The organism is Citrobacter sp. LUTT5, assembly GCF_009905315.1.
Taxonomy (GTDB): domain Bacteria; phylum Pseudomonadota; class Gammaproteobacteria; order Enterobacterales; family Enterobacteriaceae; genus Citrobacter; species Citrobacter freundii.
Map to the genome: position 1 here is coordinate 286,688 of NZ_CP047606.1, position 26,995 is coordinate 313,682.

A 26,995-nucleotide genomic window follows, 5' to 3' on the forward strand; every position below is an offset into this window, starting at 1 on the left:
ATGGCTGGTTTAAAACTACAGGCAGTAACCAAAAGCTGGGACGGTAAAACCCAGGTGATTAAACCGCTGACGCTGGATGTCGCGGACGGGGAATTTATTGTGATGGTTGGGCCATCCGGCTGCGGTAAGTCTACGCTGCTGCGGATGGTGGCCGGGCTTGAACGGGTAAGCGGCGGCGATATCTGGATTGATAATAAACGCGTCACCGAGATGGAGCCGAAGGATCGCGGCATTGCGATGGTCTTTCAAAACTATGCTCTCTACCCGCATATGAGCGTGGAAGAAAACATGGCCTGGGGGCTGAAAATCCGCGGGATGGGCAAGGAGCATATTGCTGAGCGGGTAAAAGAGGCGGCACGTATTCTCGAGCTGGGTGAGCTGCTCAAACGTCGTCCGCGCGAACTTTCCGGCGGCCAGCGCCAGCGCGTAGCGATGGGACGAGCGATTGTACGTGACCCGGCGGTATTCCTGTTCGATGAGCCGCTTTCTAACCTTGATGCCAAGCTGCGCGTACAGATGCGTCTGGAGTTACAACATCTGCATCGCCGACTGAAAACCACCTCGCTGTACGTGACCCACGATCAGGTTGAGGCCATGACGCTTGCCCAGCGGGTACTGGTGATGAATAAAGGTGTGGCGGAGCAAATCGGTACGCCGGTTGAGGTGTACGAAAAACCGGCCAGTCGCTTTGTGGCGAGCTTTATCGGCAGTCCGGCCATGAACCTGCTGGACGGGCAGATCGGCGCCACGGGCAGCCATTTTGAGCTGGAGGGCGGCATGACGTTACCCATTGGCAGAAGCGCCAGGGAGTGTATTGGGCGTAACATGACGCTGGGTATCCGCCCGGAGCATATTGCGCTAAGCTCGCAGGCCGAAGGCGGCGTGCCGCTGGTCGTCGACACGCTGGAAATGCTGGGTGCGGATAATCTGGCACATGGACGTTGGGGTGAGCAAAAGCTGGTGGTGCGACTGGCGCATCAGCATCGCCCGACGGCAGGCAGTACGCTGTGGCTGCATCTGCCAGAACATCATCTGCATCTTTTTGATGGCGAAACAGGACAACGCGTATGAATAACTGGCCTTACCCCCATATTGTCGCCCATCGCGGCGGCGGTAAGTTAGCCCCGGAAAACACCCTGGCGGCAATCGACATGGGGGCGCAATATGGGCATACCATGATCGAGTTTGACGCTAAATTGTCGAAAGACGGTGAGATCTTCTTACTGCATGACGACAACCTGGAACGCACCAGTAACGGCTGGGGCGTGGCTGGCGAATTGAACTGGCAGGATCTATTGCGCGTGGACGCCGGCGGCTGGTTTAGCGGTGAGTTTAAAGGCGAACCGTTGCCGCTGCTCTCGCAAGTTGCTGAGCGCTGTCGCCAGCACGGCATGATGGCAAATATTGAGATCAAACCCACCACCGGGACGGGGGCGCTCACCGGGAAGGTCGTGGCGCTGGCCGCACGTGAATTGTGGGCGGGAATGACGTCACCGCTGTTGTCATCCTTTGAAATTGATGCGCTAGAAGCGGCGCAGCAGGCGGTGCCTGAACTGCCGAGAGGTTTGCTGCTGGATGAATGGCGCGAGGACTGGCGTGAGCTGACCACGCGGCTTGGCTGCGTCTCTATTCATCTTAATCATAAGCTGCTGGATGAGGCGCGCGTGGATGCGCTGCGCGATGCTGGGCTACGTATTCTGGTTTATACCGTCAACCGACCCCAGCGCGCGGCAGAACTGCTGCGCTGGGGCGTAGACAGCATCTGTACTGATGCCATTGATACCATTGGTCCGGATTTCCAGCCCAGTTAAGGCCCAATCGTTTTTAACGGAACGTTAGGTTGCGGCGTGCTGGAGGGCTTCAGCATGTCGCCGTTCTTTTTCTCCGACAGCATATGTTGCTTATTGAGCGAGCTGTCCGGATTACGGGTTCCACTCAACATCCCTCCGTTGCTGTTAGGCAGCATTTGCTGCTGTCCAGAATTCAACTCGCCCGGCTGAGACTGCAGCACGCGCTGGGTGTTCGTGTTGATTTGGTTTTCCATATGCTGTTGCTGCATGCGCGTCTGCGTTTGCAACTGCTGGTTGAGCATCCCTTTCTGCTGAATCTGCTGTGATTGCATTTGGGTTTGCATACGCTGCTGACTCGGGATCTGATAACCGGGTTGATTCGGGTTATTCATGGTGTTGATGGGCTGTGCAAAGCCTGCAAACGGCAAGAGCATGGCTAAAAGTAAGAGTCGTTTCATCGCTTTTCTCCTCTCGGGGATCATTTAAGTTTACTCCTTTCTTGCCGTTACGATGATTATTTCAGAGTTATGCACCAGGCTTAGTGGGGGCCGACCCCCGTACATCTGGAGAATAACGATGATAAAACCGACGTTTTTACGCCGGGTAGCCATTGCTGCTCTGCTCTCAGGAAGTTGTTTTAGCGTGGCTGCCGCGCCGGCTGCGCCACCGCCGGTATCCTACGGTGTCGAGGAAGATGTGTTCCATCCCGTTCGCGCGCAACAGGGGATGGTGGCTTCCGTAGATGCTTTAGCCACCCAGGTTGGGGTGGATATTCTGAAACAGGGAGGGAATGCCGTTGATGCCGCTGTAGCCGTTGGCTACGCGCTGGCGGTGACGCATCCGCAGGCGGGCAATCTGGGCGGCGGCGGGTTTATGCTGCTGCGTACCAAAGACGGTAACACCACGGCGATCGATTTTCGTGAAATGGCTCCCGCTGGCGCGACCCGCGACATGTTCCTCGATGAACAGGGCAACGCCGATGCGAAAAAGTCGCTAACCTCACATCTGGCATCCGGTACGCCGGGTACCGTGGCGGGTTTCTCGCTGGCGCTGGAGAAATACGGCACGATGCCGCTGAACAAAGTCGTGCGCCCGGCAATGAAGCTAGCGGAAGAAGGCTTTGTGGTTAACGACGCGCTGGCTGACGATCTGAAAACCTATGGCAGCGAAGTGCTCCCTAATCACGAGAACAGCAAAGCCATTTTCTGGAAAGACGGCGAGCCGCTGAAAAAGGGCGACAAGCTGGTGCAAACGAACCTGGCGAAAAGCCTGGAGATGATTGCTGAGAACGGTCCGGATGCGTTTTATAAAGGGGCAATTGCCGATCAGATTGCGGAGGAAATGCAGAAAAACGGCGGGTTGATGACCAAAGAGGATTTAGCCAGCTATAAAGCCGTGGAGCGTACGCCGATTAGCGGCGACTATCGCGGATATCAGGTCTTCTCCATGCCACCGCCGTCCTCTGGCGGTATTCACATCGTACAGATCCTCAATATTCTCGAAAACTTCGATATGAAGAAGTACGGGTTTGGCAGCGCTGATGCCATGCAGGTAATGGCTGAAGCGGAGAAATATGCCTACGCCGACCGCTCGGAGTATCTGGGCGACCCGGATTTTGTGAAAGTACCGTGGCAGGCGCTGACCAATAAAGCCTATGCCAAATCGCTTGCCGATCAAATTGATATCAACAAGGCTAAGCCTTCCAGCCAGATCAAACCTGGCAAGCTCGCGCCGTATGAAAGCAATCAGACCACCCATTTCTCGGTGGTGGATAAAGACGGTAATGCCGTGGCGGTGACGTATACGCTGAACACCACCTTCGGCACTGGGATTGTGGCGGGTAACACCGGCATTCTGCTTAATAACGAAATGGACGATTTCTCCGCCAAGCCGGGCGTGCCAAACGTTTATGGGCTGGTGGGTGGCGATGCTAACGCGGTTGGGCCGAAGAAGCGTCCGCTGTCATCAATGTCGCCGACTATCGTGGTAAAAGACGGGAAAACCTGGCTGGTTACCGGCAGCCCTGGCGGGAGCCGAATCATCACCACCGTGCTGCAAATGGTAGTCAACAGCATTGATTTTGGAATGAACGTTGCCGAAGCGACCAACGCGCCGCGCTTCCATCATCAGTGGTTGCCCGATGAACTGCGCGTTGAGAAAGGGTTTAGCCCGGATACTATTAAACTGCTGGAGCAAAAAGGGCAAAAAGTCGTGCTAAAAGAGGCGATGGGCAGTACGCAGAGCATTATGGTTGGACCGGATGGTGCACTGTATGGCGCGTCCGACCCACGTTCCGTGGATGATTTAACGGCGGGATACTGATTTGAGAGGCCCTCTTCGGTGGAAGAGGGCTTGCTGTTTCTGCGCTGAGCCTCGATCAGAGTTATTTTTTCAGTAGCTTGTATCCTTGCTCTGAAACGCGGTAGTAAGGCATGGATTTATGTCCGCTATCTTCAATATTTACCAATCCCTCACTGGCCAATTTATTGACAATATTAACAACATTGCTGAAACCAGGTATTCCTTTAAAGGACAGTGCGCGATCCAGATTCATCCAGTTCCAGTTAATATCTTTTTCAGCCATAACTTTCAGTACGTTAAGTTCTGTTTCAGTTATCATGGTTTATCGCGTCCGAGTAAGCTTAGCTTCGTGTTGTTTTGCTCGTTTCGTAGTCTTTTAAATATTTCTCCAGCGGCCAGGCAGTACCTAAATCAACGATTTCACCGCTATCTTTATCGATGATGAAAGGCACATTTCCTGCCAGGCGGGAAGCGTTGTCTCCGGTTTCGAGGTATTCCCTCGATTCGAAGCAAAAAAACCAACCTTCTGCAAACCGTCCGTGGAGTGTGATGACGACGGAAGCATCCGCCTCGCTAAGGTACGTATTAGCTTTGTTTATGGCTTCTTCATAAGTAAACATAGAAATCTTCCTGGCGGTACGAAGTGTTATCGTTGGTCTAATTATTTTTTCGCTCAAGCCCAATATATTCGATGATAGCTTTACCAGAGTATTCGTTTATGCGAACTCTAGAAATATCTTTCCCATCTTTAGGTGTGTGCCCAGGCACGAACAATATAAAAACTCTGTCATCACCATCTTGTTCGACGACGAGGGTTAGCTTATCTTTTAAGTTCTTTGGAAGAATATAGTTGCTCAACTCTTCTTTAGTAAGTAGTCGAGCTTTTTCTTGTAAAATATCTAACGGAATTTTTTTCATATTAAGGCGTCCATTCTGGTGTGACCATATGTACCATATTGATTAAACATATTTCTCTTTCCATACGGATCTGATATAGCACTTTTTTCGTTACGAAAGAATTTTATTACAAACATGTCTCCATCTGAAGGTCTGAATGTCCCATCCGGATGAATATGGCTGGACCATCGCCAACCTTTAGCAGTTTAAAAACAAGTATTGTAAATGCTACACTAGAGCGACTCTGAGTGGTGTTTGAGAAATTTAAAACCATTTTCGGAAACTCTGTAACGCTGTCTCGATTTGTCCTCATTATAGACAATATCAACTAATCCATTATTAACAAGGCTGGTTACGATATTCGCGACATTACTAAATCCAGGAATGTTTCTCACAGCAAGAGTACGATCCAGAACCATCCAGTTCCAATCAATATCTTTTTCTGCCATTACTTTCAATACGTTAAGTTCAATTTTATCTATTGTCATTTTTTCGCATCCGGATGAAATAAATCATAATCTGAGATTTTAAAATCTTCTAGTGTTGCTGTATGGGCATTATTCCACATATTATATCCATCTATACCTTTTGGTTCACCTGTTTCCCACCCTAAGTTGCAGTAACGCTGATACTCCCGACATTCGTGAGTATAATAATTGACGTCAGTTTGTTCCGGAAGTAACTCTTTTTTAACTATTTTCTTTAATCTTTCAATCATCACGTCATTCGCAGGATCGTGATCGAAACGAGAGATATGTTTTTCTACAATTGCGATACCCTCATGCGTAATCTTAACACCACCAGTTGTCAGGTTCTCTATTGGCCCCCCTGCAAGCTCGGGATTGAATGTTCGTCCTGATACGGCTCCCCTAGCTCCAAAATGCTCCAGTTCTTCTAATTCAGGAAATTTCATTCTGCCCATGGTTAATCCAGCAACTACTGAAGCGCCAAGAATGAGTAATCCTTTGTTATCCATGACCTGCTCGTAACCCGCAGGCGCATCGCCTCCCAGCTTCTCCGCCGTTTCCCTAAAGCCGTCGATATTCCCGTTGTAGATCCCTCCGGCGGCAAGCAGTCTGCCAATCCCTTTGCTGTTTAGCGTTTTGAGGCCGTTGTCTGCGGGCGTTTTTGGAGGGGGGATAAACAGGCGGTTGTAGTTCGCGGGCAACGCCAGGTAACTGAACTCAGTGTTGGCAATAAGATGTTTGCAGAGGATGTATTCATAGCTGATGGTTATTGTTTCTGTATCTAAACTATTTTCACTGAACTGGTGTTGAATACTGGATAAGAATGCTCCCCGCAGTTGAATATAATAATACTTCTCCCATCTACTGAATCTATTAATGCGGTAGAAATAAAACTCCATATACAACTGTTCGTTGTTGTTAATCGCATTAACAAACAACGGCGTGCTTTTATCGATCAGCTTACAAAAGCGTAGCCCTTGCAACTGAGAGCCTTTGCCAGTACTGGTTATACTATTAGCGAGCGAAAAGGCAAAGATTTCGTCCTCGTGTCCGATTTGGCAGCGATTACCCACAGATGCAAGGGTTCCACATCCGTCAGAAATGGCGCCTTGTTGCTGTCCTGAAACCATCAGATAGACGATATCACTCATGACATCCTTATCCTTTTATTACGTATTATCGTAAAACGGAGGTTTTTATTCTTCCATTTTTAATTACGCTTTTTGATGGTGTTCGTATATAGCAGAAACAAAACGTTTCATTTCAATTGGATTTTGTTGAGGGTAATCTGAATATAAATAATTTGTGGGGTAAATATTTGTATATTTAATAACTGTGAATTATTAATTGAATATGTGTTGATGTTTTTTATTCCATATTGATGACCTACAGCCTTCTGAACGTTGCAGGTCTTATTAGTTCCTTAAGGAACATACTGTTGCAGTGATTCAGACCAGTGAAATATTTGGCTGCTTTTATCCTGCAGGTTCACGACCTCTAAATCATAAAATCCCTGCGTCTTTGCCGACCGCAATTTCAGGATGTACTTACTCTCGCTGATGTCGTGCTGCCTTGTGCCGTCTTTATTCCAGTCTCCGGCGATATCCGAATAGTAATAAACAAGGTCAGAAAACACGTTGATTATCTTGCTGTCTTTGATGGTGTAGAGTTCCAGCACTTCATAAAACGCCCCGCCGCCGGAGTAGGCATCGGAGTAGCCACCGCGCACCCCGAACGCCAGAGTATCGGGAGCGATCCGGTACGGTGCCAGATCCAATTTTGTATAATAAGCCAGCGGTCTGACGGACTCATCATCGCTCTCTTTCTCGGCAGCTTTATTCCACGCTGAAATCTGGTTTAATGGTTTTTCCGAGCGGGCAATCGGCTGCAGCTGTTGGTTCTGCCAGGAGAAAACGCCGAGATATAATTTATTGGCGCGTCCGTTGTTGTAGTTTTCCGGACAGGTGTTATCCGCGTACTTTTTTGCCTGCCCGGCATCGGCCTGATTGTCAGCAAAACAGGCAATGCCAATATATTTACCCTCTTTTCCCCAGGCTTTGGCGCCGGTGAGGATCAGATTATTAGGATTTTCGTTCGGCGCAACCCAGCCAATCCACTGGTTCTCTGATAATCCCTGTGGAAGTTCACCAAATCCTTTCGCAGGTGTTGCCCCTGCCATTTGCTCAGCAAAAATCTGTTTACCTTCAGTATGTTGAATAACGCCGGGTACGGCATCGAGATTTTGTACGGTAGTGGCAAAAGCTGGGGAGAGCGAGGCCAGTAAAACCAGGGGAACAAACTTTTTCACTATTGCGTCCTTTCAATAAGCAGGGCGATAAGACTCGCCCTTAAATTTATTTCACGCGTGCCATAAAATATGCATCCACGTACTCGCCGTTGCGCAGGCCGTATTTCTTACCTGTCCCTTCGATCTCAAAGCCATGCTTTTTATAGACCGCAACCGCAGGTTCGTTATCCACAAACACTGTTAACTCGATACGGTCGACGCGCAGCCAGTTGTCGCACATGTCGATCATCGTACGGAGAAGCGCGCTGGCAACGCCGCGATTCTGCCAGCGGGCATCAACGCAGATACCAAAATCGGCCACGTGGCTGCGGCGCGGGCGCTGCGCGACCTCAATACAGAGATGTCCGACGACGATATCATCAATGCACGCGACCAGTTGTTTGATTCCGACCCGTTCGGTTAGTCGCTCTTGCCACATCTCCATGGAAGGATGAGGAACCTGTAGCGTGTTGTGATACACCTCTGGCTGGGCATGGATCTGACGAATTGCGTCGTAATCTTTCGGTTCAGCGTGGCGTATCACTATCTCACTCATTCCTTATCTCCTTCAGGGTTAATTGAGTCTTTACCCTCGCTGAGAAAGAAAATTCCGTCAACTGCATTTTTTTGCAAAAAGAAGTAGACAAGTGCGAATGAGAATGATTATTATTGCTCTGCGTTCAGGGGAACCCCTACGGAGAACCTGAAAGCACGACATTGCTCACATTGCTTCCAGTATTACTTTAGCCAGCTTTTGCTGGCTTTTTTTTTGGGGTTTTGTTTCAGCCTGGCTTACTTGTCATTTTGTCCCCGGGATGATGCCGGATGGCGGTTGCGCTTATCCGGCCTACGGCTGAGACCTGGGTTTTGTAGGCCGGATAAGGCAACGCCGCATCCGGCAAAGAATCCAACATTCAGTCTCCAGCCGCTTTGCGCTATGGTGTAGACAATCACCTTCAAAAGGACTGTCTCATGACCTTACACTGCGCATTTATTGGTTTTGGTAAAAGTACCACTCGCTACCATTTGCCGTACGTCCTCAACCGCAAAAATAGCTGGCATGTCGCGCATATTTTCCGCCGTAACGCCAGGCCGGAAGAGCAGGCGCCGCAGTATTCGCATATCCACTTCACCAGCGACCTCGACGAGATCTTAAACGATCCGCAGGTGAAACTGGTGATCGTCTGTACCCATGCTGACAGCCATTTCGACTACGCCAAACGTGCGCTTGAGGCGGGTAAAAACGTGCTGGTTGAGAAACCGTTCACGCCGACGCTGGCAGAAGCAAAAGTGCTGTTCGAACTGGCGCAAAGCAAAGGGCTGACCGTTACGCCGTATCAGAATCGCCGTTTTGACTCCTGCTTTCTCACTGCTAAAAAAGCGATTGAGAGCGGCAAGCTCGGCGAAATTGTTGAGGTTGAAAGCCATTTCGATTACTACCGTCCCGAGGCGGAAACTAAGCCGGGACTGCCGCAGGATGGCGCATTTTATGGCCTGGGCGTACACACCATGGATCAGATTATCTCGCTGTTCGGACGCCCCGATCATGTGGCCTATGACATCCGCAGCCTGCGTAATAAAGCGAACCCGGACGATACCTTTGAAGCGCAGCTGTTTTACGGCGACCTGAAAGCCATTGTTAAAACCAGTCATCTGGTGAAAATCGACTATCCGAAGTTTATCGTCCATGGCACCAAAGGCTCGTTTGTGAAGTACGGCATCGACCAGCAGGAAACCAGTCTGAAGGCCAATATCATGCCGGGTGAGCCAGGTTTCGCTGCTGATGATTCCATCGGAATGCTGGAGTATGTCAACGATGACGGCATCACAGTAAAAGAAGAGGTGAAGCCGGAGGTGGGGGATTACGGTCGCGTCTATGATGCGCTGTACCAGACGCTGACCGCCGGTACGCCTAATTACGTCAAGGAATCTGAAGTTCTAACCAACCTGGAGATTCTCGAACGCGCCTTCGAACAGGCCTCTCCGGCGACGATAACCCTCGCCAAATAGCCTTTACCGACTCCTCTGGGCTTGTTCATATTTTTTGAACAGAGGAGTCAATTTTCACCCTCTATGATCCCGGGAGGAATGAGTCCACACTTACTCCATCGAAAACATCTGGGGGTGAACATAATGATCTATTTACGCAAAGCGAACGACCGCGGTCATGCGAATCATGGCTGGCTCGATTCTTGGCATACTTTCTCTTTTGCCAACTACTATGACCCGAACTTTATGGGGTTCTCGGCACTGCGCGTGATTAACGATGACGTGATCGACGCAGGTCAGGGCTTTGGCACTCACCCCCATAAAGACATGGAAATCCTGACCTACGTGCTGGAAGGCGCGGTGGAACATCAGGACAGCATGGGCAACAAAGAGCAGGTGCCGGCCGGAGAGTTTCAGATTATGAGCGCCGGGACGGGGATCCGTCACTCGGAGTACAACCCGAGTAATACTGAGAAGCTGCATCTGTATCAGATCTGGATCATGCCGCAGGAAAACGGTATTACGCCGCGCTATGAACAGCGCCGTTTCGATGCCGCTCAGGGTAAACAACTGGTGCTGTCGCCTGATGCCCGCGATGGCTCACTGAAAGTGTACCAGGATATGGAGCTGTACCGTTGGGCGCTGGTCAAAGATGAGCAGTCGGTACATCAGATTGCCGCTGAACGTCGCGTCTGGATCCAGGTCGTTAAAGGCAACGTCACCATTAACGGAACCAAAGCGACCACCAGTGACGGTCTGGCAATCTGGGATGAACAGGCAATTTCTATTCATGCCGACAGCGACAGCGAAGTGTTATTGTTTGATCTGCCGCCAGTCTAACGTGCTGTAACCTGATGTAGGCCGGATAAGACGCGAAAGCGTTGCCATCCGGCTTTTCATCGTTTGTCATTAATTCCGTGCGTCCGTGGTAAACTGGGGGAATCTATCCCTTTTTAACGCTTCAGGACGATGAAAAAGAAAAGACCCGTACTTCAGGATGTAGCCGACCGCGTGGGCGTGACCAAAATGACGGTCAGTCGCTTTTTGCGTAACCCGGAGCAGGTCTCCGTGGCGCTGCGGGGCAAAATTGCCGCTGCACTTGATGAGCTGGGTTATATTCCCAATCGCGCTCCTGATATCCTTTCTAACGCCACCAGTCGCGCTATCGGCGTGTTGTTACCGTCTCTCACTAACCAGGTTTTTGCTGAAGTGTTACGCGGCATTGAGGCCGTCACCGACGCCCATGGTTATCAAACTATGCTCGCGCACTACGGCTATAAGCCAGAGATGGAACAAGAGCGCCTGGAATCGATGCTGTCGTGGAATATCGATGGCCTGATCCTCACCGAACGTAGCCATACGCCTCGTACGCTGAAAATGATTGAGGTCGCCGGTATCCCGGTGGTTGAGCTGATGGACAGCCAGTCCCCGTGCCTGGATATCGCCGTCGGTTTCGACAACTTTGAAGCCGCGCGCCAGATGACTGCCGCTATCATCGCCCGCGGGCACCGTCATGTTGCCTATCTTGGCGCACGTCTTGATGAACGTACTATCATCAAACAGAGGGGCTACGAGCAGGCAATGCGCGATGCCAACCTGGTGCCGTACAGCGTGATGGTGGAACAGTCTTCTTCCTACTCCTCCGGTATTGAACTCATCCGTCAGGCGCGGCGCGAATACCCGCAGCTCGACGGCATTTTCTGTACCAACGATGACCTGGCGGTAGGGGCGGCCTTCGAATGCCAGCGTTTAGGGCTAAAAATCCCGGATGACATGGCGATTGCCGGATTCCACGGTCACGACATCGGACAGGTGATGGAGCCGCGTCTGGCGAGCGTGCTCACGCCGCGTGAACGCATGGGCAGCATTGGTGCTGAACGCCTGCTGGCGCGCATCCGTGGTGAAGCAGTCACACCTAAAATGTTAGATTTAGGTTTCACCTTGTCACCGGGCGGATCTATTTAAGCCAACAAGTTTGAAGTAGCTCACACTTATACACTTCGAGCACGAATGGATATTGCTTCTCTATTTATCCGGCTGGACAATGTTACCGATAACAGTTACCCGTAACAATTTCCAGATTCTTGTACCAGTGGGGGCAACGCTTTGAGCACGACTAATCATGATCACCACGTTTACGTTCTGATGGGCGTATCGGGCAGCGGTAAATCTGCTGTCGCCAGCGAAGTGGCGCATCAACTACAGGCCGCGTTTCTTGATGGCGATTTTCTCCATCCGCGCAGCAACATCATGAAAATGGCTTCTGGTGAGCCACTCAACGATGATGACCGTAAACCGTGGTTACAGGCGCTGAATGACGCCGCCTTTGCGATGCAGCGTACCAACAAGGTTTCGCTGATCGTCTGTTCCGCTCTGAAAAAAGTCTATCGCGACCAGCTGCGCGACGGTAACCCGAACCTCTCTTTCATCTATCTGAAAGGGGATTTTGACGTTATCGAAAGCCGTCTGAAAGCGCGTAAAGGCCACTTCTTCAAAACGCAGATGCTGGTGACCCAGTTTGAAGCGCTGGAAGAACCAGGTGCGAATGAAAACGATGTACTGGTGGTCGATATCGATCAACCACTGGACGGTGTGGTCGCCAGCACCATTAAGGTTATTAACCAGGGCAGTAAGTAGTGAGTACATTAACGCTTGTTTTAACAGCAGTAGGGTCCGTTTTATTACTGCTGTTTTTAGTGATGAAGGCGCGTATGCACGCCTTCCTTGCTTTGATGGTGGTGTCTATTGGTGCAGGTCTCTTTTCCGGTATGCCGCTCGATAAAATCGCCGCGACTATGGAAAAAGGGATGGGAGGCACGCTCGGTTTCCTGGCGATTGTTGTGGCGTTGGGGGCGATGTTCGGCAAGATTTTGCATGAGACCGGCGCAGTCGATCAAATTGCCGTCAAAATGCTGAAATCCTTCGGCCACAGCCGCGCACATTACGCGATTGGCCTGGCCGGTCTGATTTGCGCGCTACCGCTGTTCTTTGAGGTGGCGATTGTGCTGCTGATTAGCGTAGCGTTCTCGATGGCGCGTCACACCGGTACCAACCTGGTTAAATTAGTCATTCCGTTGTTTGCAGGCGTAGCGGCGGCTGCGGCGTTTTTACTGCCGGGGCCAGCGCCGATGTTGCTGGCTTCGCAGATGCACGCTGACTTTGGCTGGATGATCCTGATTGGCCTGTGTGCCGCGATTCCGGGCATGATTATCGCCGGGCCGCTGTGGGGTAATTTCATCAGCCGTTACGTTGAGCTGAACATTCCTGATGACATTACCGAGCCGCATCTGGGCGAAGGTAAAATGCCGTCCTTCGGCTTTAGCTTGTCGCTGATCCTGCTGCCGCTGGTATTGGTTGGTCTGAAAACCATCGCCGCGCGCTTTGTGCCGGTTGGTTCTTCAACTTACGAATGGTTTGAGTTTATCGGCCACCCGTTTACCGCGATTCTGGTTGCCTGTCTGGTGGCGATTTACGGTCTGGCGATTCGCCAGGGTATGCCAAAAGACAAAGTGATGGAGATCTGCGGTCATGCGCTGCAACCGGCGGGGATTATCCTGCTGGTGATCGGTGCAGGTGGCGTGTTTAAACAAGTGCTGGTTGATTCCGGCGTCGGTCCGGCGCTGGGCGAAGCGTTAACCGGAATGGGTCTGCCGATTGCCATTACCTGCTTCGTGCTGGCGGCAGCGGTGCGTATCATTCAGGGTTCTGCGACCGTGGCGTGCTTAACGGCGGTCGGTCTGGTGATGCCGGTGATTGAACAGCTAAACTTCTCCGGCGCACAGATGGCGGCACTGTCTATTTGTATCGCAGGCGGCTCGATCGTGGTCAGCCACGTTAACGACGCCGGTTTCTGGTTGTTCGGTAAATTTACCGGCGCAACGGAAGCACAAACGTTGAAGACCTGGACGATGATGGAAACCATCCTCGGTACGGTTGGCGCAATTGTCGGTATGATTGCCTTCCAGCTGTTGAGCTGAGTCCTGTTGCCCGGTGGCGCTTGCGCTTACCGGGCCTGGAAACGAGCACACATCCGCATCGTAGGCCGGGTAAGCGCAAGCGCCACCCGGCTTTTTTACAGCACCATCACACCATCCTCTGTTTTCAACCAACGCGGCGCTTTCAGCGTGTCGGCGAAATACCCCACCAAATCCTGCAACAAATCACCCGCTACTCGCTCCATATCATCAGAAAGCGTTTTGCTCATCAGCAAATGCGTCAAAAGCTGGCAGTAACGCCCCATCTGGTCGGGCTCAGGCTCGAAAAGGGGAAAACGGGTCGGTAAGGTTTCTACCGTCAGGCTGGCCTGTAGATGCTGCGGTACAGGCTCCGTTAAGGTCGGTTGTAATAACGCCAGACAGGCCGACAGACGTGCACAAATCGCCAGTTTTTCAACCGGGTCATGGCATTCAACCAGCCCTTCGACAAAACGCTCGCAGTTATCCGCCAGTTCGGTGAAGTCCGTGGCATGGCTAAAGGGCAGGGTAAATAAAGAGTGTGAAAAGAGAGGGGTAGTCGCCATAGGGCAGCCTCCAGTATGTTTTATTTAAACCACCACCGGAGAGGCTAATCTCGCGGGTGGCAGAATCGAGCGGAGTTAGCCTTACCGGTCATACTGGATACCGGCGCGTCTTGCGACGCCCCCGCTCGACCCGCCATTGAGACGAAATCGGTCGCACGACATAGAAGTATATGTCGCCAGTATGATTTTCAGAAGGCTAATTCTGACACCTGATTTTGCAGGTGCAGCGAGAAGATAAGGCTAATTCACGATGCTGACAAGAGGGCATTCCGGAAGGCGCTTCGCAGAAATGAAAATACGTTATATCAGCGACTTAAAAGCATAAGGAATACCTGAAATTACAGCGCAATGCCGTTCAGTTAAGCATGTAGGGTGAACATGTGATTATTGCTCAGGTTTCCGTTCACCTCAGTGGTGTCATTTCTTTGAAGCGCTGATACCCGTGAACGTGCAAGGGAGGCTCACCGCCGCCTCCCTTGCAACCCAGGCTCCCGGCGGGAAAATCGTCGCTGCGCGAGTTATTCGTCTTATTCCGTCTGCCTGTCGGGTCGGGGCCGAGCCTGCGTCCCTGCAGGCCGTCCCCTCTGCCCGCATCCCTGCGGGCAGACCCGGTCAGCCGTCAACGCCTCATCGATTTTCAGCCGGACCGGTGTCATCGCTTCAACGCTCTGACTTCCAGTTAAATTTGTTTTGCTGTCCAAACCTGTTCAAATAAAAACGCAGATGGTCAGGTGTGGGCTGGCCCGGCTGAAAATTGCCGACGTGTTTCCGTAAGGCCGGGGGAGCCAGCATGGATGCTGGCTCAGGGCGCGTTTTACAGGGACGTTTCCTCGCGCCCGGCCCGGTAGCCTGGAGGAATAAGCGGAGGGTATTGCGCAGCAACAATTTTCCTGCCGGAGAGCCGGGATTGTTAAGGGGGCTGCGTAGCCCCCTTAACACGTTCACCGATGAAGAAACTCCAGAGAAGCAACGAACATAACGTGAACGGAACCGTTCTCTGAAATGCCATGTTCTTCCAGTTTCAACACCATTGCTCGGTGGCGCTATGCTTACCGGGCCTACAAATGAGCACACATCCACATCGTAGGCCGGGTAAGGCGAAGCCGCCACCCGGCGTGAAACGAGTACATCACCCCTTCATCCACATCCGTACGCCGTCGAGGAACATCTGGGTGGCCATCATCACCAGAATCAGCCCCATCAGGCGCTCCAGCGCGTTCACCCCTTTCTCCCCCAGCAGACGCAAAAACAGCGACGACTGCAACAGAATCACAAACGTACCGCCCCAGGCGATCAGCAGGGCGATTACCAGATGCCCCATCTGATTAGGATACTGATGCGACAACAGCATTAGTGAAGCCAGGATTGTCGGACCGGCTACCAGCGGAATCGCCAGCGGCACGATAAACGGCTCTTCACCCGCCGGAAGCCCGGTGCTATTCCCGGTGGCGCTGGGGAAAATCATCTTAATGGCGATCAGGAACAAAATGATGCCCCCGGAGATAGAAACGGTTTCCGCGCGCAGGTTAAGAAATGCCAGAATTTTCTCGCCCGCAAACAGGAATATCAGCATCACCAACAGCGCAATGAACAGCTCGCGAATCATAATCGCGCGGCGGCGTTTTGGTTCGGTATGTTTCAATACGGACATGAAAATGGGCAGATTTCCGAGTGGATCCATAATCAGGATCAATAAAACTGCCGCTGAAATGATTTCATTCATAACTCAAATTCCCTGATAATTACCACGGACTTTCTGCTTGCTTGCGCAGCGGGATAAGTCGCATTACTGATGGCTTCGCTATCATTGATTAATTTCACTTGCGACTTTGGCTGCATTTTGTATGGTGAAGGATATGCCACCAGGACACTGGCATACATACACAGCACACATCTCTGCAGGAAAAAAACGCTATGAAAAATGTTGGTTTTATCGGCTGGCGCGGTATGGTCGGCTCTGTTCTCATGCAACGCATGGTTGAGGAGCGTGACTTCGACGCCATTCGCCCTGTTTTCTTTTCTACTTCCCAGCTCGGGCAGGCGGCACCGACGTTCGGTGGAACCGCGACCGGCACGCTTCAGGACGCTTTTGATCTGGATGCGCTGAAGGCGCTCGATATCATCGTGACCTGTCAGGGCGGCGATTATACCAACGAAATCTATCCAAAGCTTCGTGAAAGCGGTTGGCAGGGTTACTGGATTGACGCGGCCTCTTCGCTGCGTATGAAAGACGACGCCATCATTATTCTCGATCCGGTTAACCAGGATGTCATCACCGATGGCCTGAATAAAGGTATTAAGACCTTTGTCGGCGGTAACTGCACCGTTAGCCTGATGCTGATGTCCCTCGGTGGCCTGTTTGCCAACGACCTGGTCGACTGGGTCTCCGTGGCGACCTATCAGGCGGCTTCCGGCGGCGGCGCGCGTCACATGCGCGAGCTGTTGTCTCAGATGGGCCATCTGTATGGCCATGTGGCCGAGGAGCTGGCGACCCCATCCTCTGCTATTCTCGACATCGAACGTAAAGTGACGACCCTGTCCCGTAGCGGTGAACTGCCGGTTGATAACTTTGGCGTACCGCTGGCCGGTAGCCTGATTCCGTGGATCGACAAACAGCTCGATAACGGTCAGAGCCGTGAAGAGTGGAAGGGACAGGCGGAGACCAACAAAATTCTCAACACGTCTTCCGTGATCCCGGTTGATGGTCTGTGCGTGCGCGTCGGCGCGCTGCGCTGCCACAGCCAGGCGTTCACCATCAAACTGAAAAAAGATGTGTCTATTCCGACCGTGGAAGAACTGCTGGCGGCGCACAACCCGTGGGCGAAAGTAGTACCAAACGATCGTGAAATCACCATGCGTGAGTTAACCCCGGCGGCCGTTACCGGCACGTTGACCACGCCAGTAGGTCGTCTGCGTAAGCTGAATATGGGACCGGAGTTCCTGTCAGCCTTTACCGTAGGTGACCAGCTGCTTTGGGGTGCTGCGGAGCCATTGCGCCGCATGTTACGTCAACTGGCGTAATGGTTTGTTAATGATCAAAGGGTGCTGAGTCACCCTTTTTTTTGCGTAATACAGGAGTAAGCGCAGATGTTTCATTTTTTACCAGGAGTAAGATAAAGCATTGGCTATTCTTTAAGGGTGACTTAGTACCGGAGGTATTAAGTTGTTGCCTGAAGGTGGGACGACGCAGAGAGGATGCACAATTGTGCTGCGCCGTTCAGGTCAAAAAAAGTGTCGCTACCTGATGTCGAAAATCAGTTGGAAGGGGTGACACCATAAAACAGGATGACAACCATGTCCGTTCGTATCGATAGAGACGTGATTAATGCGCTAATTGCAGGCCATTTTGCGGATCCTTTTTCCGTACTCGGTATGCACCAAACTGACGCTGGACTTGAAGTCCGCGCCCTATTACCTGACGCCACCGAAGTGTGGGTGATCGAACCCAAAACCGGACGCAAAGTCGGCAAGCTGGACTGCCTCGACTCTCGCGGTTTTTTCTGTGCAGTACTTCCCCGCCGTAAAAATTTCTTTCGCTATCAGTTGGCCGTTGTCTGGCATGGACAGCAGAATCTGATTGATGACCCTTATCGTTTTGGCCCGCTGATCCAGGATATGGATGCCTGGCTGTTATCTGAAGGTACGCACCTGCGACCTTACGAAACGCTGGGCGCGCATGCGGATACCATGGATGGCGTAACCGGCACGCGCTTCTCTGTCTGGGCACCTAACGCTCAACGCGTGTCAGTGGTTGGGCAGTTCAACTACTGGGATGGCCGTCGCCACCCGATGCGCCTGCGCAAAGAAAGCGGTATCTGGGAGCTGTTTATCCCCGGTGCGCAGCATGGTCAGCTGTATAAATATGAGATGATCGATGCCAACGGTAAGCTGCGAATCAAAGCGGACCCTTACGCCTTCGAAGCGCAAATGCGCCCGGAAACCGCGTCGCTTATCTGTGGTCTGCCGGAAAAAGTGGTGCAAAGCGAGGAGCGTAAAAAAGCCAACCAGTTTGATGCGCCAATCTCTATCTATGAAGTGCACCTGGGGTCATGGCGTCGTCATACCGATAACAACTTCTGGCTGAGCTACCGCGAGCTGGCGGATCAACTGGTGCCTTACGCCAAGTGGATGGGCTTTACCCACCTTGAACTGTTGCCGATTAACGAGCATCCGTTCGACGGTAGCTGGGGTTACCAACCTACCGGCATGTATGCGCCGACCCGTCGATTTGGTACGCGCGATGACTTCCGCTATTTTGTGAATGCCGCGCATCAGGCGGGGCTGAACGTCATTCTTGACTGGGTGCCGGGCCATTTCCCGTCGGACGACTTTGGTCTGGCAGAGTTTGATGGCACCAGGCTGTATGAACACAGCGATCCGCGTGAAGGCTATCACCAGGACTGGAACACGCTGATCTACAACTACGGTCGCCGTGAAGTCAGCAACTATCTGGTGGGCAACGCCCTGTACTGGATTGAGCGCTTTGGTATCGACGCGCTGCGCGTGGATGCCGTGGCATCGATGATTTATCGCGACTACAGCCGTAAAGAAGGGGAATGGATCCCAAATGAATTTGGCGGTCGTGAAAACCTCGAAGCCATTGAGTTTTTACGCAATACCAACCGTATTCTTGGCGAACAGGTGCCTGGTGCGGTGAGCATGGCGGAAGAGTCCACTGATTTTGCTGGCGTTTCAAGACCGCAGGACATGGGCGGTTTAGGGTTCTGGTATAAGTGGAACCTCGGCTGGATGCACGACACGCTGGACTACATGAAACTGGATCCGGTTTATCGCCAACATCACCACGATAAGCTGACCTTCGGCATGCTGTACAACTACACCGAGAACTTTGTCCTGCCGTTGTCGCACGATGAAGTGGTGCACGGCAAGAAATCGATTCTCGACCGCATGCCGGGCGATGCGTGGCAGAAGTTTGCCAACCTGCGCGCCTACTACGGCTGGATGTGGGCCTTCCCAGGCAAGAAACTGCTGTTTATGGGCAACGAGTTTGCGCAGGGACGTGAATGGAACCACGACGCCAGCCTCGACTGGCACCTGCTGGAAGGCGGTGATAACTGGCATCACGGCGTACAGCGTCTGGTGCGCGATCTGAACCTCACCTATCGTCATCACAAAGCGCTGCACGAGCTCGACTTTGACGCCTATGGCTTTGAGTGGCTGGTGGTGGATGACAAAGAACGTTCGGTGCTGGCTTTCGTGCGTCGTGACAAGGTCGGCAATGAAATCATCGTGGTCAGTAACTTTACGCCTGTGCCCCGCCACGGCTATCGCTTCGGTATCAATCAGCCGGGGAAATGGCGTGAGATCCTCAATACCGATTCGATGCATTACCACGGCAGCAATACTGGCAACGGCGGTGCGGTGCACAGTGATGAAATCGCCAGTCATGGTCGTCAGCATTCACTGAGCCTCACGTTGCCGCCGTTGGCAACGATCTGGCTGGTTCGGGAGGGGGAATGACGCAACTGGCAACCGGCAACGCCACCCCCCATGGTGCAACGTATGACGGCCATGGCGTTAATTTTACTCTCTTCTCAGCCCACGCTGAACGCGTTGAATTATGCGTATTTGACGAGGACGGTTGCGAACTCCGCTACGACCTGCCGGGGCGTAGCGGCGATGTCTGGCACGGCTATCTGGCCAACGCCCGGCCCGGTCTGCGCTATGGTTATCGCGTCCATGGCCCATGGCAACCGCAGCAGGGCCACCGGTTTAACCCAGCCAAGCTGCTGCTCGACCCTTGCGCCCGTCGGGTCGAGGGCGAGTTAAAAGATAACCCGCTGCTGCACGGCGGGCTAAATGAACCGGATCACCATGATAATGTCACCATCGCGCTGAAGGGCGTGGTGGTGTCCGATCATTATGACTGGGAGGATGATGCCCCGCCGCGCACGCCGTGGGGCAATACCGTGATTTACGAAGCGCATGTCAAAGGGTTGACGTATTTGCATCCTGACCTGCCGGAAGAGATTCGCGGAACCTACAAAGCGCTGGGTCATCCGGTGATGATCGACTATTTCAAGCGTCTCGGCATTACCGCGCTGGAGCTGCTGCCGGTGGCGCATTTTGCCAGCGAACCGCGACTTCAGCGGCTGGGCCTGTCGAACTACTGGGGCTACAACCCGGTGGCCATGTTCGCGCTGCATCCGGCCTATGCCTGCTCGCCGGAGAGTGCGCTTGATGAGTTTCGCGACGCGGTAAAAGCGCTGCACAAAGCGGGGATTGAGGTCATTCTCGATATCGTTTTGAACCACAGCGCCGAGCTGGATCTCGAAGGGCCTGTCTTCTCCCTGCGCGGAATTGATAACCGTAGCTATTATTGGATCAGGGACGATGGTGATTACTACAACTGGACCGGTTGTGGGAACACCCTCAATTTGAGCCATCCTGGCGTTGTGGAATACGCATGTGAATGCCTGCGCTATTGGGTTGAAACCTGCCATGTAGATGGTTTTCGTTTTGATTTGGCTTCCGTCATGGGGCGTACACCTGCGTTTCGTCAGGATGCGCCGCTGTTTACCGCGATCCAAACCTGTCCGCTGCTCTCACGCGTGAAGCTGATTGCGGAACCGTGGGATATTGGTGAAGGCGGGTATCAGGTGGGGAATTTCCCCCCTCCGTTTGCCGAGTGGAATGACCATTTCCGCGATGCGACGCGACGCTTTTGGCTCCAGCGTAATCTCTCGTTGGGCGAGTTTGCCGGGCGTTTTGCCGCATCCAGCGATGTGTTTAAACGGCAGGGCCGCAAACCCAGCGCCACGGTCAATCTGGTGACCGCGCACGACGGTTTTACGCTACGCGACTGTGTGTGCTTCACAAATAAGCACAATGAAGCGAATGGTGAGGAAAATCGCGACGGCACTAGCAATAACTACAGCGACAATCATGGTAAAGAAGGATTAGGAGGCACGCTGGACCTGATTGAGCGGCGGCGCGACAGCATTCATGCGCTGTTAACTACGCTGTTGCTCTCCCAGGGGACGCCGATGTTGCTGGCGGGCGATGAGCATGGTCATAGCCAGCACGGCAACAATAACGCTTATTGTCAGGATAACGCCTTAACGTGGCTGGACTGGCAACAGGCAAACAGTGGGCTAACCACATTTACCGCCGCGCTGATTCATCTGCGCCGGCAAATCCCAGCATTAACAGGGGATTGTTGGTGGGAAGAGGGCGATGGCAATGTTCGTTGGCTGAATAAGTACGCACAACCCTTAAGTGCGGATGAGTGGCAAAACGGCCCGAGGCAGATGCAAATCCAGCTTTCAGACCGTTTTCTGATTGCAATAAACGCCACGCTTGAGGTGACAGATATCGTTTTACCTGAAGGGGAATGGCATGCCATTCCCCCATTTGCCGGAGAGGATAATCCGGTGCTTACGGCTGTCTGGCAGGGACCTGCGCACGGACTGTGTGTGTTCCAGAGAAGATAAAAAAGGAGTTAGTCATGGTGAGTTTAGAGAAGAACGATCGTGTAATGTTGGCGCGCCAGCTGCCATTAAAATCTGTTGTCCTGATCCTGGCCGGTGGCCGCGGTACCCGCTTAAAAGATTTGACCAACAAACGTGCCAAACCTGCTGTGCACTTTGGCGGTAAGTTCCGCATTATCGATTTTGCCTTATCCAACTGTATTAACTCCGGGATCCGCCGTATTGGCGTGATCACCCAGTACCAGTCCCATACGCTGGTGCAGCATATTCAGCGCGGCTGGTCGTTCTTTAGCGAAGAGATGAATGAGTTTGTCGATTTGCTGCCTGCCCAGCAGAGAATGCAGGGTGAAAACTGGTATCGCGGAACGGCGGATGCCGTCACCCAAAACCTGGACATCATTCGACGCTATAAAGCGGAATACGTGGTGATCCTCGCGGGCGATCATATTTATAAGCAGGACTACTCACGCATGCTGATCGACCACGTCGAGAAGGGCGCGCGTTGCACCGTGGCCTGTATGCCAGTGCCTATTGAAGAGGCCAGCGCGTTTGGCGTGATGGACGTGGACGACACCGATAAAATTATCGAGTTCGTTGAAAAACCCGCCAATCCGCCAGCCATGCCAGGCGACCCGACCAAATCTCTTGCCAGTATGGGGATCTACATTTTCAACGCCGATTATCTGTATGAACTGCTGGCGGAAGATGATCTCGATGAAAAATCCAGTCACGATTTTGGCAAAGACATTATCCCGAAAATCACCGAAGCTGGCATGGCGTATGCACATCCATTCCCGTTGTCCTGCGTGCAGTCTGACCCGGAATCCGAGCCGTACTGGCGCGATGTGGGGACGCTGGAAGCCTACTGGAAGGCGAACCTTGATCTTGCTTCGGTGACGCCTGAACTGGATATGTACGACCAGGACTGGCCAATCCGAACGCACATGGAATCGCTGCCACCGGCGAAATTTGTGCAGGACCGTTCCGGTAGCCACGGAATGACGCTGAACTCGCTGGTTTCTGGCGGATGCATAATTTCAGGTTCGGTAGTGGTGCAGTCCGTTCTGTTCCCGCGAGTGCGGGTGAATTCATTCTGTAACATTGATTCGGCAGTGTTGTTACCTGAAGTGTGGGTGGGACGTTCGTGCCGCTTACGTCGTTGCATTATCGACCGCGCCTGCGTTATTCCTGAAGGCATGGTGATAGGTGAAAACGCGGAAGAAGATGCGCGTCGTTTCTACCGTTCAGAGGAAGGCATTGTGCTGGTCACGCGTGAAATGCTGCGCAAACTGCAGATCAAACAGGAGCGATAATGCAGGTTTTACACGTTTGTTCAGAGATGTTCCCCCTGTTAAAAACCGGGGGACTGGCGGATGTTATTGGGGCGTTACCTGCCGCGCAAATTGCGGACGGCGTGGATGCCCGCGTGTTGCTCCCGGCGTTTCCAGATATTCGTCGCGGCATTCCCGATGCACAGGTCGTGACGCGTCGCGATACCTTCGCTGGACGTATCACGCTGCTTTTCGGGCATTTCAACGGTGTGGGTATTTACCTGATTGACGCGCCGCATCTCTACGACCGTCCCGGTAGCCCGTATCACGACACTAACCTGTTTGCGTATACCGATAACGTCCTGCGTTTTGCGTTGCTTGGCTGGGCCGGATGTGAAATGGCCTGCGGCCTTGACCCATTCTGGCGCCCGGATGTGGTGCATGCGCACGACTGGCATGCCGGTCTGGCCCCGGCGTATCTGGCGGCGCGCGGCCATCCGGCGAAATCGGTGTTCACCGTACACAACCTGGCGTATCAAGGCATGTTTTATGCAAAGCATATGGATGACATCCAATTGCCATGGTCGTTCTTTAATGTGCACGGGCTGGAGTTTAACGGCCAGATTTCGTTCCTGAAGGCCGGGTTGTACTACGCAGACCACATTACAGCGGTCAGTCCAACTTACGCGCGGGAGATTACCGAGCCGCAGTTTGCCTATGGTATGGAAGGTCTGTTGCAGCAGCGTCATCGGGAAGGACGGCTTTCCGGCGTGCTGAACGGCGTGGATGAAAAAATCTGGAGCCCGGAAACCGACCTGCTGCTGGCGTCGCGCTATACGCGTGACACGCTGGAAGAAAAGGCGGAGAACAAACGTCAGCTGCAGATCGCGATGGGACTTAAGGTTAACGACAAAGTGCCGCTGTTTGCTGTCGTGAGCCGTCTGACCAGTCAGAAAGGGTTGGATCTGGTGCTGGAGGCTCTGCCGGGTCTGTTAGAGCAGGGGGGGCAACTGGCGTTACTTGGCGCGGGCGATCCAGTGTTGCAGGAAGGTTTCCTCGCCGCAGCGGCGGAACATCCGGGGCAAGTGGGCGTGCAGATTGGCTATCACGAAGCCTTCTCGCACCGCATCATGGGTGGGGCCGATGTGATATTGGTTCCCAGCCGTTTTGAGCCATGTGGCTTAACGCAATTGTATGGACTGAAGTACGGCACGCTGCCGCTGGTGCGGCGCACCGGTGGGCTGGCTGATACGGTCTCTGACAGTTCGCTGGAAAACCTGGCGGACGGTATCGCCAGTGGGTTTGTATTTGAAGATAGTAATGCCTGGTCGCTACTACGTGCGATCCGGCGTGCTTTCGTATTGTGGTCCCGGCCTTCGCTGTGGCGGTTTGTACAACGCCAGGCCATGACCATGGATTTTAGCTGGCAAGTCGCGGCGAAGTCATACCGTGAGCTTTACTATCGCTTGAAATAGTTATCCAGGAATCACCTATATGAATGCTCCATTTACTTATGCATCGCCCACACTCAGCGTAGAGGCACTTAAGCATTCTATCGCCTACAAGCTGATGTTCACGATTGGTAAGGACCCGGTCATTGCCAATAAACATGAGTGGCTGAACGCCACGTTGTTCGCGGTGCGCGATCGTCTCGTGGAGCGCTGGCTGCGTTCTAACCGTGCGCAATTATCCCAGGAAACTCGTCAGGTCTATTACCTGTCAATGGAGTTTCTGATTGGCCGCACGCTTTCCAATGCACTGTTATCGTTGGGTATTTATGACGATGTCAAAAATGCGCTGGAAGGTATGGGGTTGGATCTGGAAGATCTGATCGATGAAGAAAACGACCCGGGTCTTGGCAACGGTGGCCTCGGGCGCCTGGCGGCCTGCTTCCTGGACTCGCTGGCAACGCTGGGACTGCCGGGACGCGGCTATGGTATTCGTTATGACTACGGCATGTTCAAGCAAAACATTGTTGATGGCCGACAGAAAGAGTCGCCGGACTACTGGCTGGAATACGGTAACCCATGGGAGTTCAAACGCCACAATACGCGCTACAAAGTGCGCTTTGGCGGGCGTATACAGCAGGAAGGCAAGAAAACGCGCTGGATAGAAACCGAAGAGATCCTCGCGGTTGCCTACGACCAGATTATCCCCGGTTACGACACCGATGCCACCAACACGCTGCGCCTGTGGAATGCCCAGGCCAGTAGTGAGATCAACCTCGGTAAATTTAACCAGGGCGACTACTTTGCGGCGGTGGAAGATAAAAACCACTCCGAGAACGTCTCCCGCGTGCTTTACCCGGATGACTCCACCTATTCAGGACGCGAGCTGCGCTTGCGCCAGGAGTATTTCCTGGTCTCCTCCACGGTGCAGGACATTCTGAATCGGCATTATCAACTGCACAAAACCTACGATAATCTGGCGGATAAAATCGCCATTCACCTCAACGACACCCATCCGGTGCTGTCGATCCCTGAGCTGATGCGTCTGTTGATTGATGAGCACAAGTTCAGTTGGGATGATGCGTTTGAAGTGTGCTGTCAGGTTTTCTCGTATACCAACCACACTTTGATGAGCGAAGCGCTGGAGACCTGGCCGGTGGATATGCTGGGCAAAATTTTGCCGCGCCATCTGCAAATCATTTTTGAGATTAACGACTACTTCCTGAAAACGCTGCAGGAGCAGTATCCGAACGATACCGGTCTGCTGGGGCGGACGTCGATTATCGATGAATCTAACGGCCGCCGGGTGCGTATGGCATGGCTGGCGGTCGTGGTGAGCCACAAGGTTAATGGTGTGTCTGAACTGCACTCCAACCTGATGGTGCAGTCGCTATTTGCTGACTTTGCGAAGATCTTCCCGACCCGCTTCTGCAACGTTACCAACGGCGTGACGCCGCGTCGCTGGCTGGCGCTGGCTAACCCGCCGCTCTCTGAGGTGCTGGATGAGAATATTGGCCGCACCTGGCGTACCGATCTCAGCCAGTTGAGCGAGCTTGAACAGCACTGCGATTTCCCGTTGGTGAACCAGGCGGTACGCCGAGCGAAGCTGGAGAACAAAAAACGTCTGGCCACGCTCATTGCCCAGCAGCTTAACGTGGTAGTGAATCCGAAATCGCTGTTTGACGTACAGATCAAGCGTATTCACGAATACAAACGTCAGCTGATGAACGTGCTGCATGTGATCACCCGCTACAACCGCATTAAGGCCGATCCTGACGCCGAGTGGGTGCCGCGTGTGAATATCTTCGCCGGTAAAGCGGCTTCGGCCTATTACATGGCGAAGCACATCATTCATCTGATCAACGATGTCGCGAAAGTGATCAATAACGATCCGCAAATTGGCGACAAACTGAAAGTGGTGTTTATCCCCAATTACAGCGTCAGCCTGGCGCAGGTGATAATTCCTGCTGCCGACCTGTCTGAGCAGATTTCACTGGCCGGGACCGAAGCCTCCGGGACCAGTAATATGAAATTTGCGCTGAATGGCGCGTTGACCATTGGTACGCTGGATGGTGCCAACGTCGAGATGCTGGAACATGTGGGCGCAGAAAATATCTTTATCTTTGGTAATACGGCGGAAGAGGTTGAGGCTTTGCGTAGTCAGGGCTATAAGCCGCGTGAATATTACGAGAAAGACGAGGAACTGCACCAGGTGCTGACGCAGATCGGCAGTGGCGTATTCAGCCCAGAGGAGCCGGGACGCTATCGCGACCTGGTGGACTCATTGATCAACTTTGGCGACCACTATCAGGTGCTGGCGGATTATCGTAGTTACGTTGATTGTCAGGATAAGGTTGATGAACTGTATCGTCATCCGGAAGAGTGGACTACTAAGTCGATGATTAATATCGCCAACATGGGCTACTTCTCGTCGGACAGGACGATCAAAGAGTACGCCGAAAACATCTGGCATATTGATTCGGTGCGGTTGTAAAACACGAGGCCGGGGGCGCTGCGCTTGCCCGGCCTACGTTTATGCACCTTTGTAGGCCGGATAAGGCGTCGCCGCCATCCG

The 26,995-nt window shown here is 52.8% G+C and carries 25 protein-coding genes; 14 read left to right on the forward strand and 11 right to left on the reverse strand.

Translation table 11 applies throughout. The features are described 5' to 3' along the window. Positions 1-1,071 (forward strand): sn-glycerol-3-phosphate import ATP-binding protein UgpC, encoded by a 1,071-nt coding sequence (locus GUC46_RS01350; RefSeq protein WP_044713913.1) that lies wholly within the window; start codon positions 1-3, stop codon positions 1,069-1,071. After that, positions 1,068-1,811, forward strand: coding sequence for a glycerophosphodiester phosphodiesterase (gene ugpQ / locus GUC46_RS01355; protein ID WP_044713911.1), 744 nt, complete (start codon positions 1,068-1,070; stop codon positions 1,809-1,811). The genes GUC46_RS01350 and ugpQ overlap by 4 nt, the downstream gene beginning before the upstream one ends. On the opposite strand, the gene GUC46_RS01360 is transcribed toward ugpQ, so the two are convergent. After that, the gene (locus GUC46_RS01360) at positions 1,808-2,248 is read right to left on the reverse strand and encodes a DUF2756 family protein (RefSeq protein WP_032937241.1); all 441 of its coding nucleotides are present in this window, start codon (positions 2,246-2,248) and stop codon (positions 1,808-1,810) included. The genes ugpQ and GUC46_RS01360 overlap by 4 nt on opposite strands. Before the next feature lie 118 nt (positions 2,249-2,366). On the opposite strand from GUC46_RS01360, the gene ggt reads away from it, so the two are divergent. Then, positions 2,367-4,112 carry a gamma-glutamyltransferase gene (gene ggt / locus GUC46_RS01365; RefSeq protein WP_160179674.1) on the forward strand — a complete coding sequence of 582 codons (1,746 nt, stop codon included), beginning with the start codon at positions 2,367-2,369 and terminating at the stop codon, positions 4,110-4,112. Between the two features lie 61 nt (positions 4,113-4,173). Here the strand turns inward: ggt and GUC46_RS01370 are convergent, their stop codons facing one another. The 8 genes from GUC46_RS01370 to GUC46_RS24180 all read right to left on the reverse strand — a co-directional run bounded on the left by GUC46_RS01370 (position 4,174) and on the right by GUC46_RS24180 (position 8,656). Beyond that, positions 4,174-4,410, reverse strand: coding sequence for a hypothetical protein (locus GUC46_RS01370; protein WP_048232944.1), 237 nt, complete (start codon positions 4,408-4,410; stop codon positions 4,174-4,176). A gap of 22 nt (positions 4,411-4,432) precedes the next feature. Next, positions 4,433-4,711: a YrhB domain-containing protein gene (locus tag GUC46_RS01375; RefSeq protein WP_048232943.1), complete on the reverse strand. Its 279-nt coding sequence runs from the start codon at positions 4,709-4,711 to the stop codon at positions 4,433-4,435. Positions 4,712-4,748: 37 nt separating this feature from the next. Beyond that, complete coding sequence (locus GUC46_RS01380) at positions 4,749-5,009, reverse strand: hypothetical protein (RefSeq protein ID WP_121572081.1); 261 nt, start codon at positions 5,007-5,009, stop codon at positions 4,749-4,751. A gap of 212 nt (positions 5,010-5,221) precedes the next feature. Then, positions 5,222-5,476: a MarR family transcriptional regulator gene (locus tag GUC46_RS01385; RefSeq protein WP_087879330.1), complete on the reverse strand. Its 255-nt coding sequence runs from the start codon at positions 5,474-5,476 to the stop codon at positions 5,222-5,224. Beyond that, positions 5,473-6,606, reverse strand: coding sequence for a type VI secretion system tube protein TssD (gene tssD / locus GUC46_RS01390; RefSeq protein ID WP_160179676.1), 1,134 nt, complete (start codon positions 6,604-6,606; stop codon positions 5,473-5,475). The genes GUC46_RS01385 and tssD overlap by 4 nt, the downstream gene beginning before the upstream one ends. 272 nt (positions 6,607-6,878) lie before the next feature. Further along, positions 6,879-7,763 carry a hypothetical protein gene (locus GUC46_RS01395; RefSeq protein WP_032937247.1) on the reverse strand — a complete coding sequence of 295 codons (885 nt, stop codon included), beginning with the start codon at positions 7,761-7,763 and terminating at the stop codon, positions 6,879-6,881. Between the two features lie 46 nt (positions 7,764-7,809). Next, positions 7,810-8,298 carry an N-acetyltransferase gene (gene yhhY, locus GUC46_RS01400; RefSeq protein ID WP_003023469.1) on the reverse strand — a complete coding sequence of 163 codons (489 nt, stop codon included), beginning with the start codon at positions 8,296-8,298 and terminating at the stop codon, positions 7,810-7,812. A 226-nt stretch (positions 8,299-8,524) separates the two neighbouring features. After that, positions 8,525-8,656 (reverse strand): hypothetical protein, encoded by a 132-nt coding sequence (locus tag GUC46_RS24180; protein WP_256376250.1) that lies wholly within the window; start codon positions 8,654-8,656, stop codon positions 8,525-8,527. A gap of 58 nt (positions 8,657-8,714) precedes the next feature. On the opposite strand from GUC46_RS24180, the gene GUC46_RS01405 reads away from it, so the two are divergent. The 5 genes from GUC46_RS01405 to gntU all read left to right on the forward strand — a co-directional run bounded on the left by GUC46_RS01405 (position 8,715) and on the right by gntU (position 13,708). After that, the gene (locus tag GUC46_RS01405) at positions 8,715-9,752 is read left to right on the forward strand and encodes an oxidoreductase (RefSeq protein ID WP_003837856.1); all 1,038 of its coding nucleotides are present in this window, start codon (positions 8,715-8,717) and stop codon (positions 9,750-9,752) included. Positions 9,753-9,875: 123 nt separating this feature from the next. Then, positions 9,876-10,571 carry a quercetin 2,3-dioxygenase gene (yhhW, locus tag GUC46_RS01410; RefSeq protein WP_003023472.1) on the forward strand — a complete coding sequence of 232 codons (696 nt, stop codon included), beginning with the start codon at positions 9,876-9,878 and terminating at the stop codon, positions 10,569-10,571. A 129-nt stretch (positions 10,572-10,700) separates the two neighbouring features. Continuing rightward, a complete protein-coding gene (gntR, locus tag GUC46_RS01415; RefSeq protein WP_003023473.1) occupies positions 10,701-11,696 on the forward strand; it encodes a gluconate operon transcriptional repressor GntR in 996 nt (331 codons plus the stop codon). Positions 11,697-11,837: 141 nt separating this feature from the next. Further along, on the forward strand, positions 11,838-12,368 hold the full coding sequence (gene gntK / locus GUC46_RS01420; protein ID WP_048218789.1) for a gluconokinase: 531 nt from the start codon (positions 11,838-11,840) through the stop codon (positions 12,366-12,368). Further along, complete coding sequence (gene gntU, locus GUC46_RS01425; protein WP_003023477.1) at positions 12,368-13,708, forward strand: gluconate transporter; 1,341 nt, start codon at positions 12,368-12,370, stop codon at positions 13,706-13,708. The genes gntK and gntU overlap by 1 nt, the downstream gene beginning before the upstream one ends. A 95-nt stretch (positions 13,709-13,803) precedes the next feature. On the opposite strand, the gene GUC46_RS01430 is transcribed toward gntU, so the two are convergent. Both GUC46_RS01430 and yhgN read right to left on the reverse strand, forming a co-directional pair. Further along, positions 13,804-14,250 carry a hypothetical protein gene (locus tag GUC46_RS01430; RefSeq protein ID WP_003846194.1) on the reverse strand — a complete coding sequence of 149 codons (447 nt, stop codon included), beginning with the start codon at positions 14,248-14,250 and terminating at the stop codon, positions 13,804-13,806. Between the two features lie 1,129 nt (positions 14,251-15,379). Further along, positions 15,380-15,973 (reverse strand): NAAT family transporter YhgN, encoded by a 594-nt coding sequence (gene yhgN / locus GUC46_RS01440; protein ID WP_003023480.1) that lies wholly within the window; start codon positions 15,971-15,973, stop codon positions 15,380-15,382. A gap of 191 nt (positions 15,974-16,164) precedes the next feature. Here yhgN and asd point away from each other — a divergent pair, with 191 nt between their 5' ends. The 6 genes from asd (at position 16,165) to glgP (ending at position 26,914) form a co-directional block, all read left to right on the forward strand. After that, positions 16,165-17,271, forward strand: coding sequence for an aspartate-semialdehyde dehydrogenase (gene asd / locus GUC46_RS01445; protein WP_003837862.1), 1,107 nt, complete (start codon positions 16,165-16,167; stop codon positions 17,269-17,271). A gap of 273 nt (positions 17,272-17,544) precedes the next feature. Next, positions 17,545-19,731 (forward strand): 1,4-alpha-glucan branching enzyme, encoded by a 2,187-nt coding sequence (gene glgB / locus GUC46_RS01450; protein ID WP_016151109.1) that lies wholly within the window; start codon positions 17,545-17,547, stop codon positions 19,729-19,731. Continuing rightward, positions 19,728-21,704, forward strand: a complete 1,977-nt coding sequence (gene glgX, locus GUC46_RS01455; RefSeq protein ID WP_049014776.1) for a glycogen debranching protein GlgX — start codon at positions 19,728-19,730, stop codon at positions 21,702-21,704. The genes glgB and glgX overlap by 4 nt, the downstream gene beginning before the upstream one ends. A gap of 14 nt (positions 21,705-21,718) precedes the next feature. Next, on the forward strand, positions 21,719-23,014 hold the full coding sequence (gene glgC / locus GUC46_RS01460; protein ID WP_160179678.1) for a glucose-1-phosphate adenylyltransferase: 1,296 nt from the start codon (positions 21,719-21,721) through the stop codon (positions 23,012-23,014). Then, complete coding sequence (glgA, locus tag GUC46_RS01465) at positions 23,014-24,447, forward strand: glycogen synthase GlgA (protein ID WP_003023490.1); 1,434 nt, start codon at positions 23,014-23,016, stop codon at positions 24,445-24,447. The genes glgC and glgA overlap by 1 nt, the downstream gene beginning before the upstream one ends. 19 nt (positions 24,448-24,466) lie before the next feature. Next, complete coding sequence (gene glgP, locus GUC46_RS01470; RefSeq protein ID WP_003023492.1) at positions 24,467-26,914, forward strand: glycogen phosphorylase; 2,448 nt, start codon at positions 24,467-24,469, stop codon at positions 26,912-26,914. Positions 26,915-26,995 lie beyond the last annotated feature (81 nt).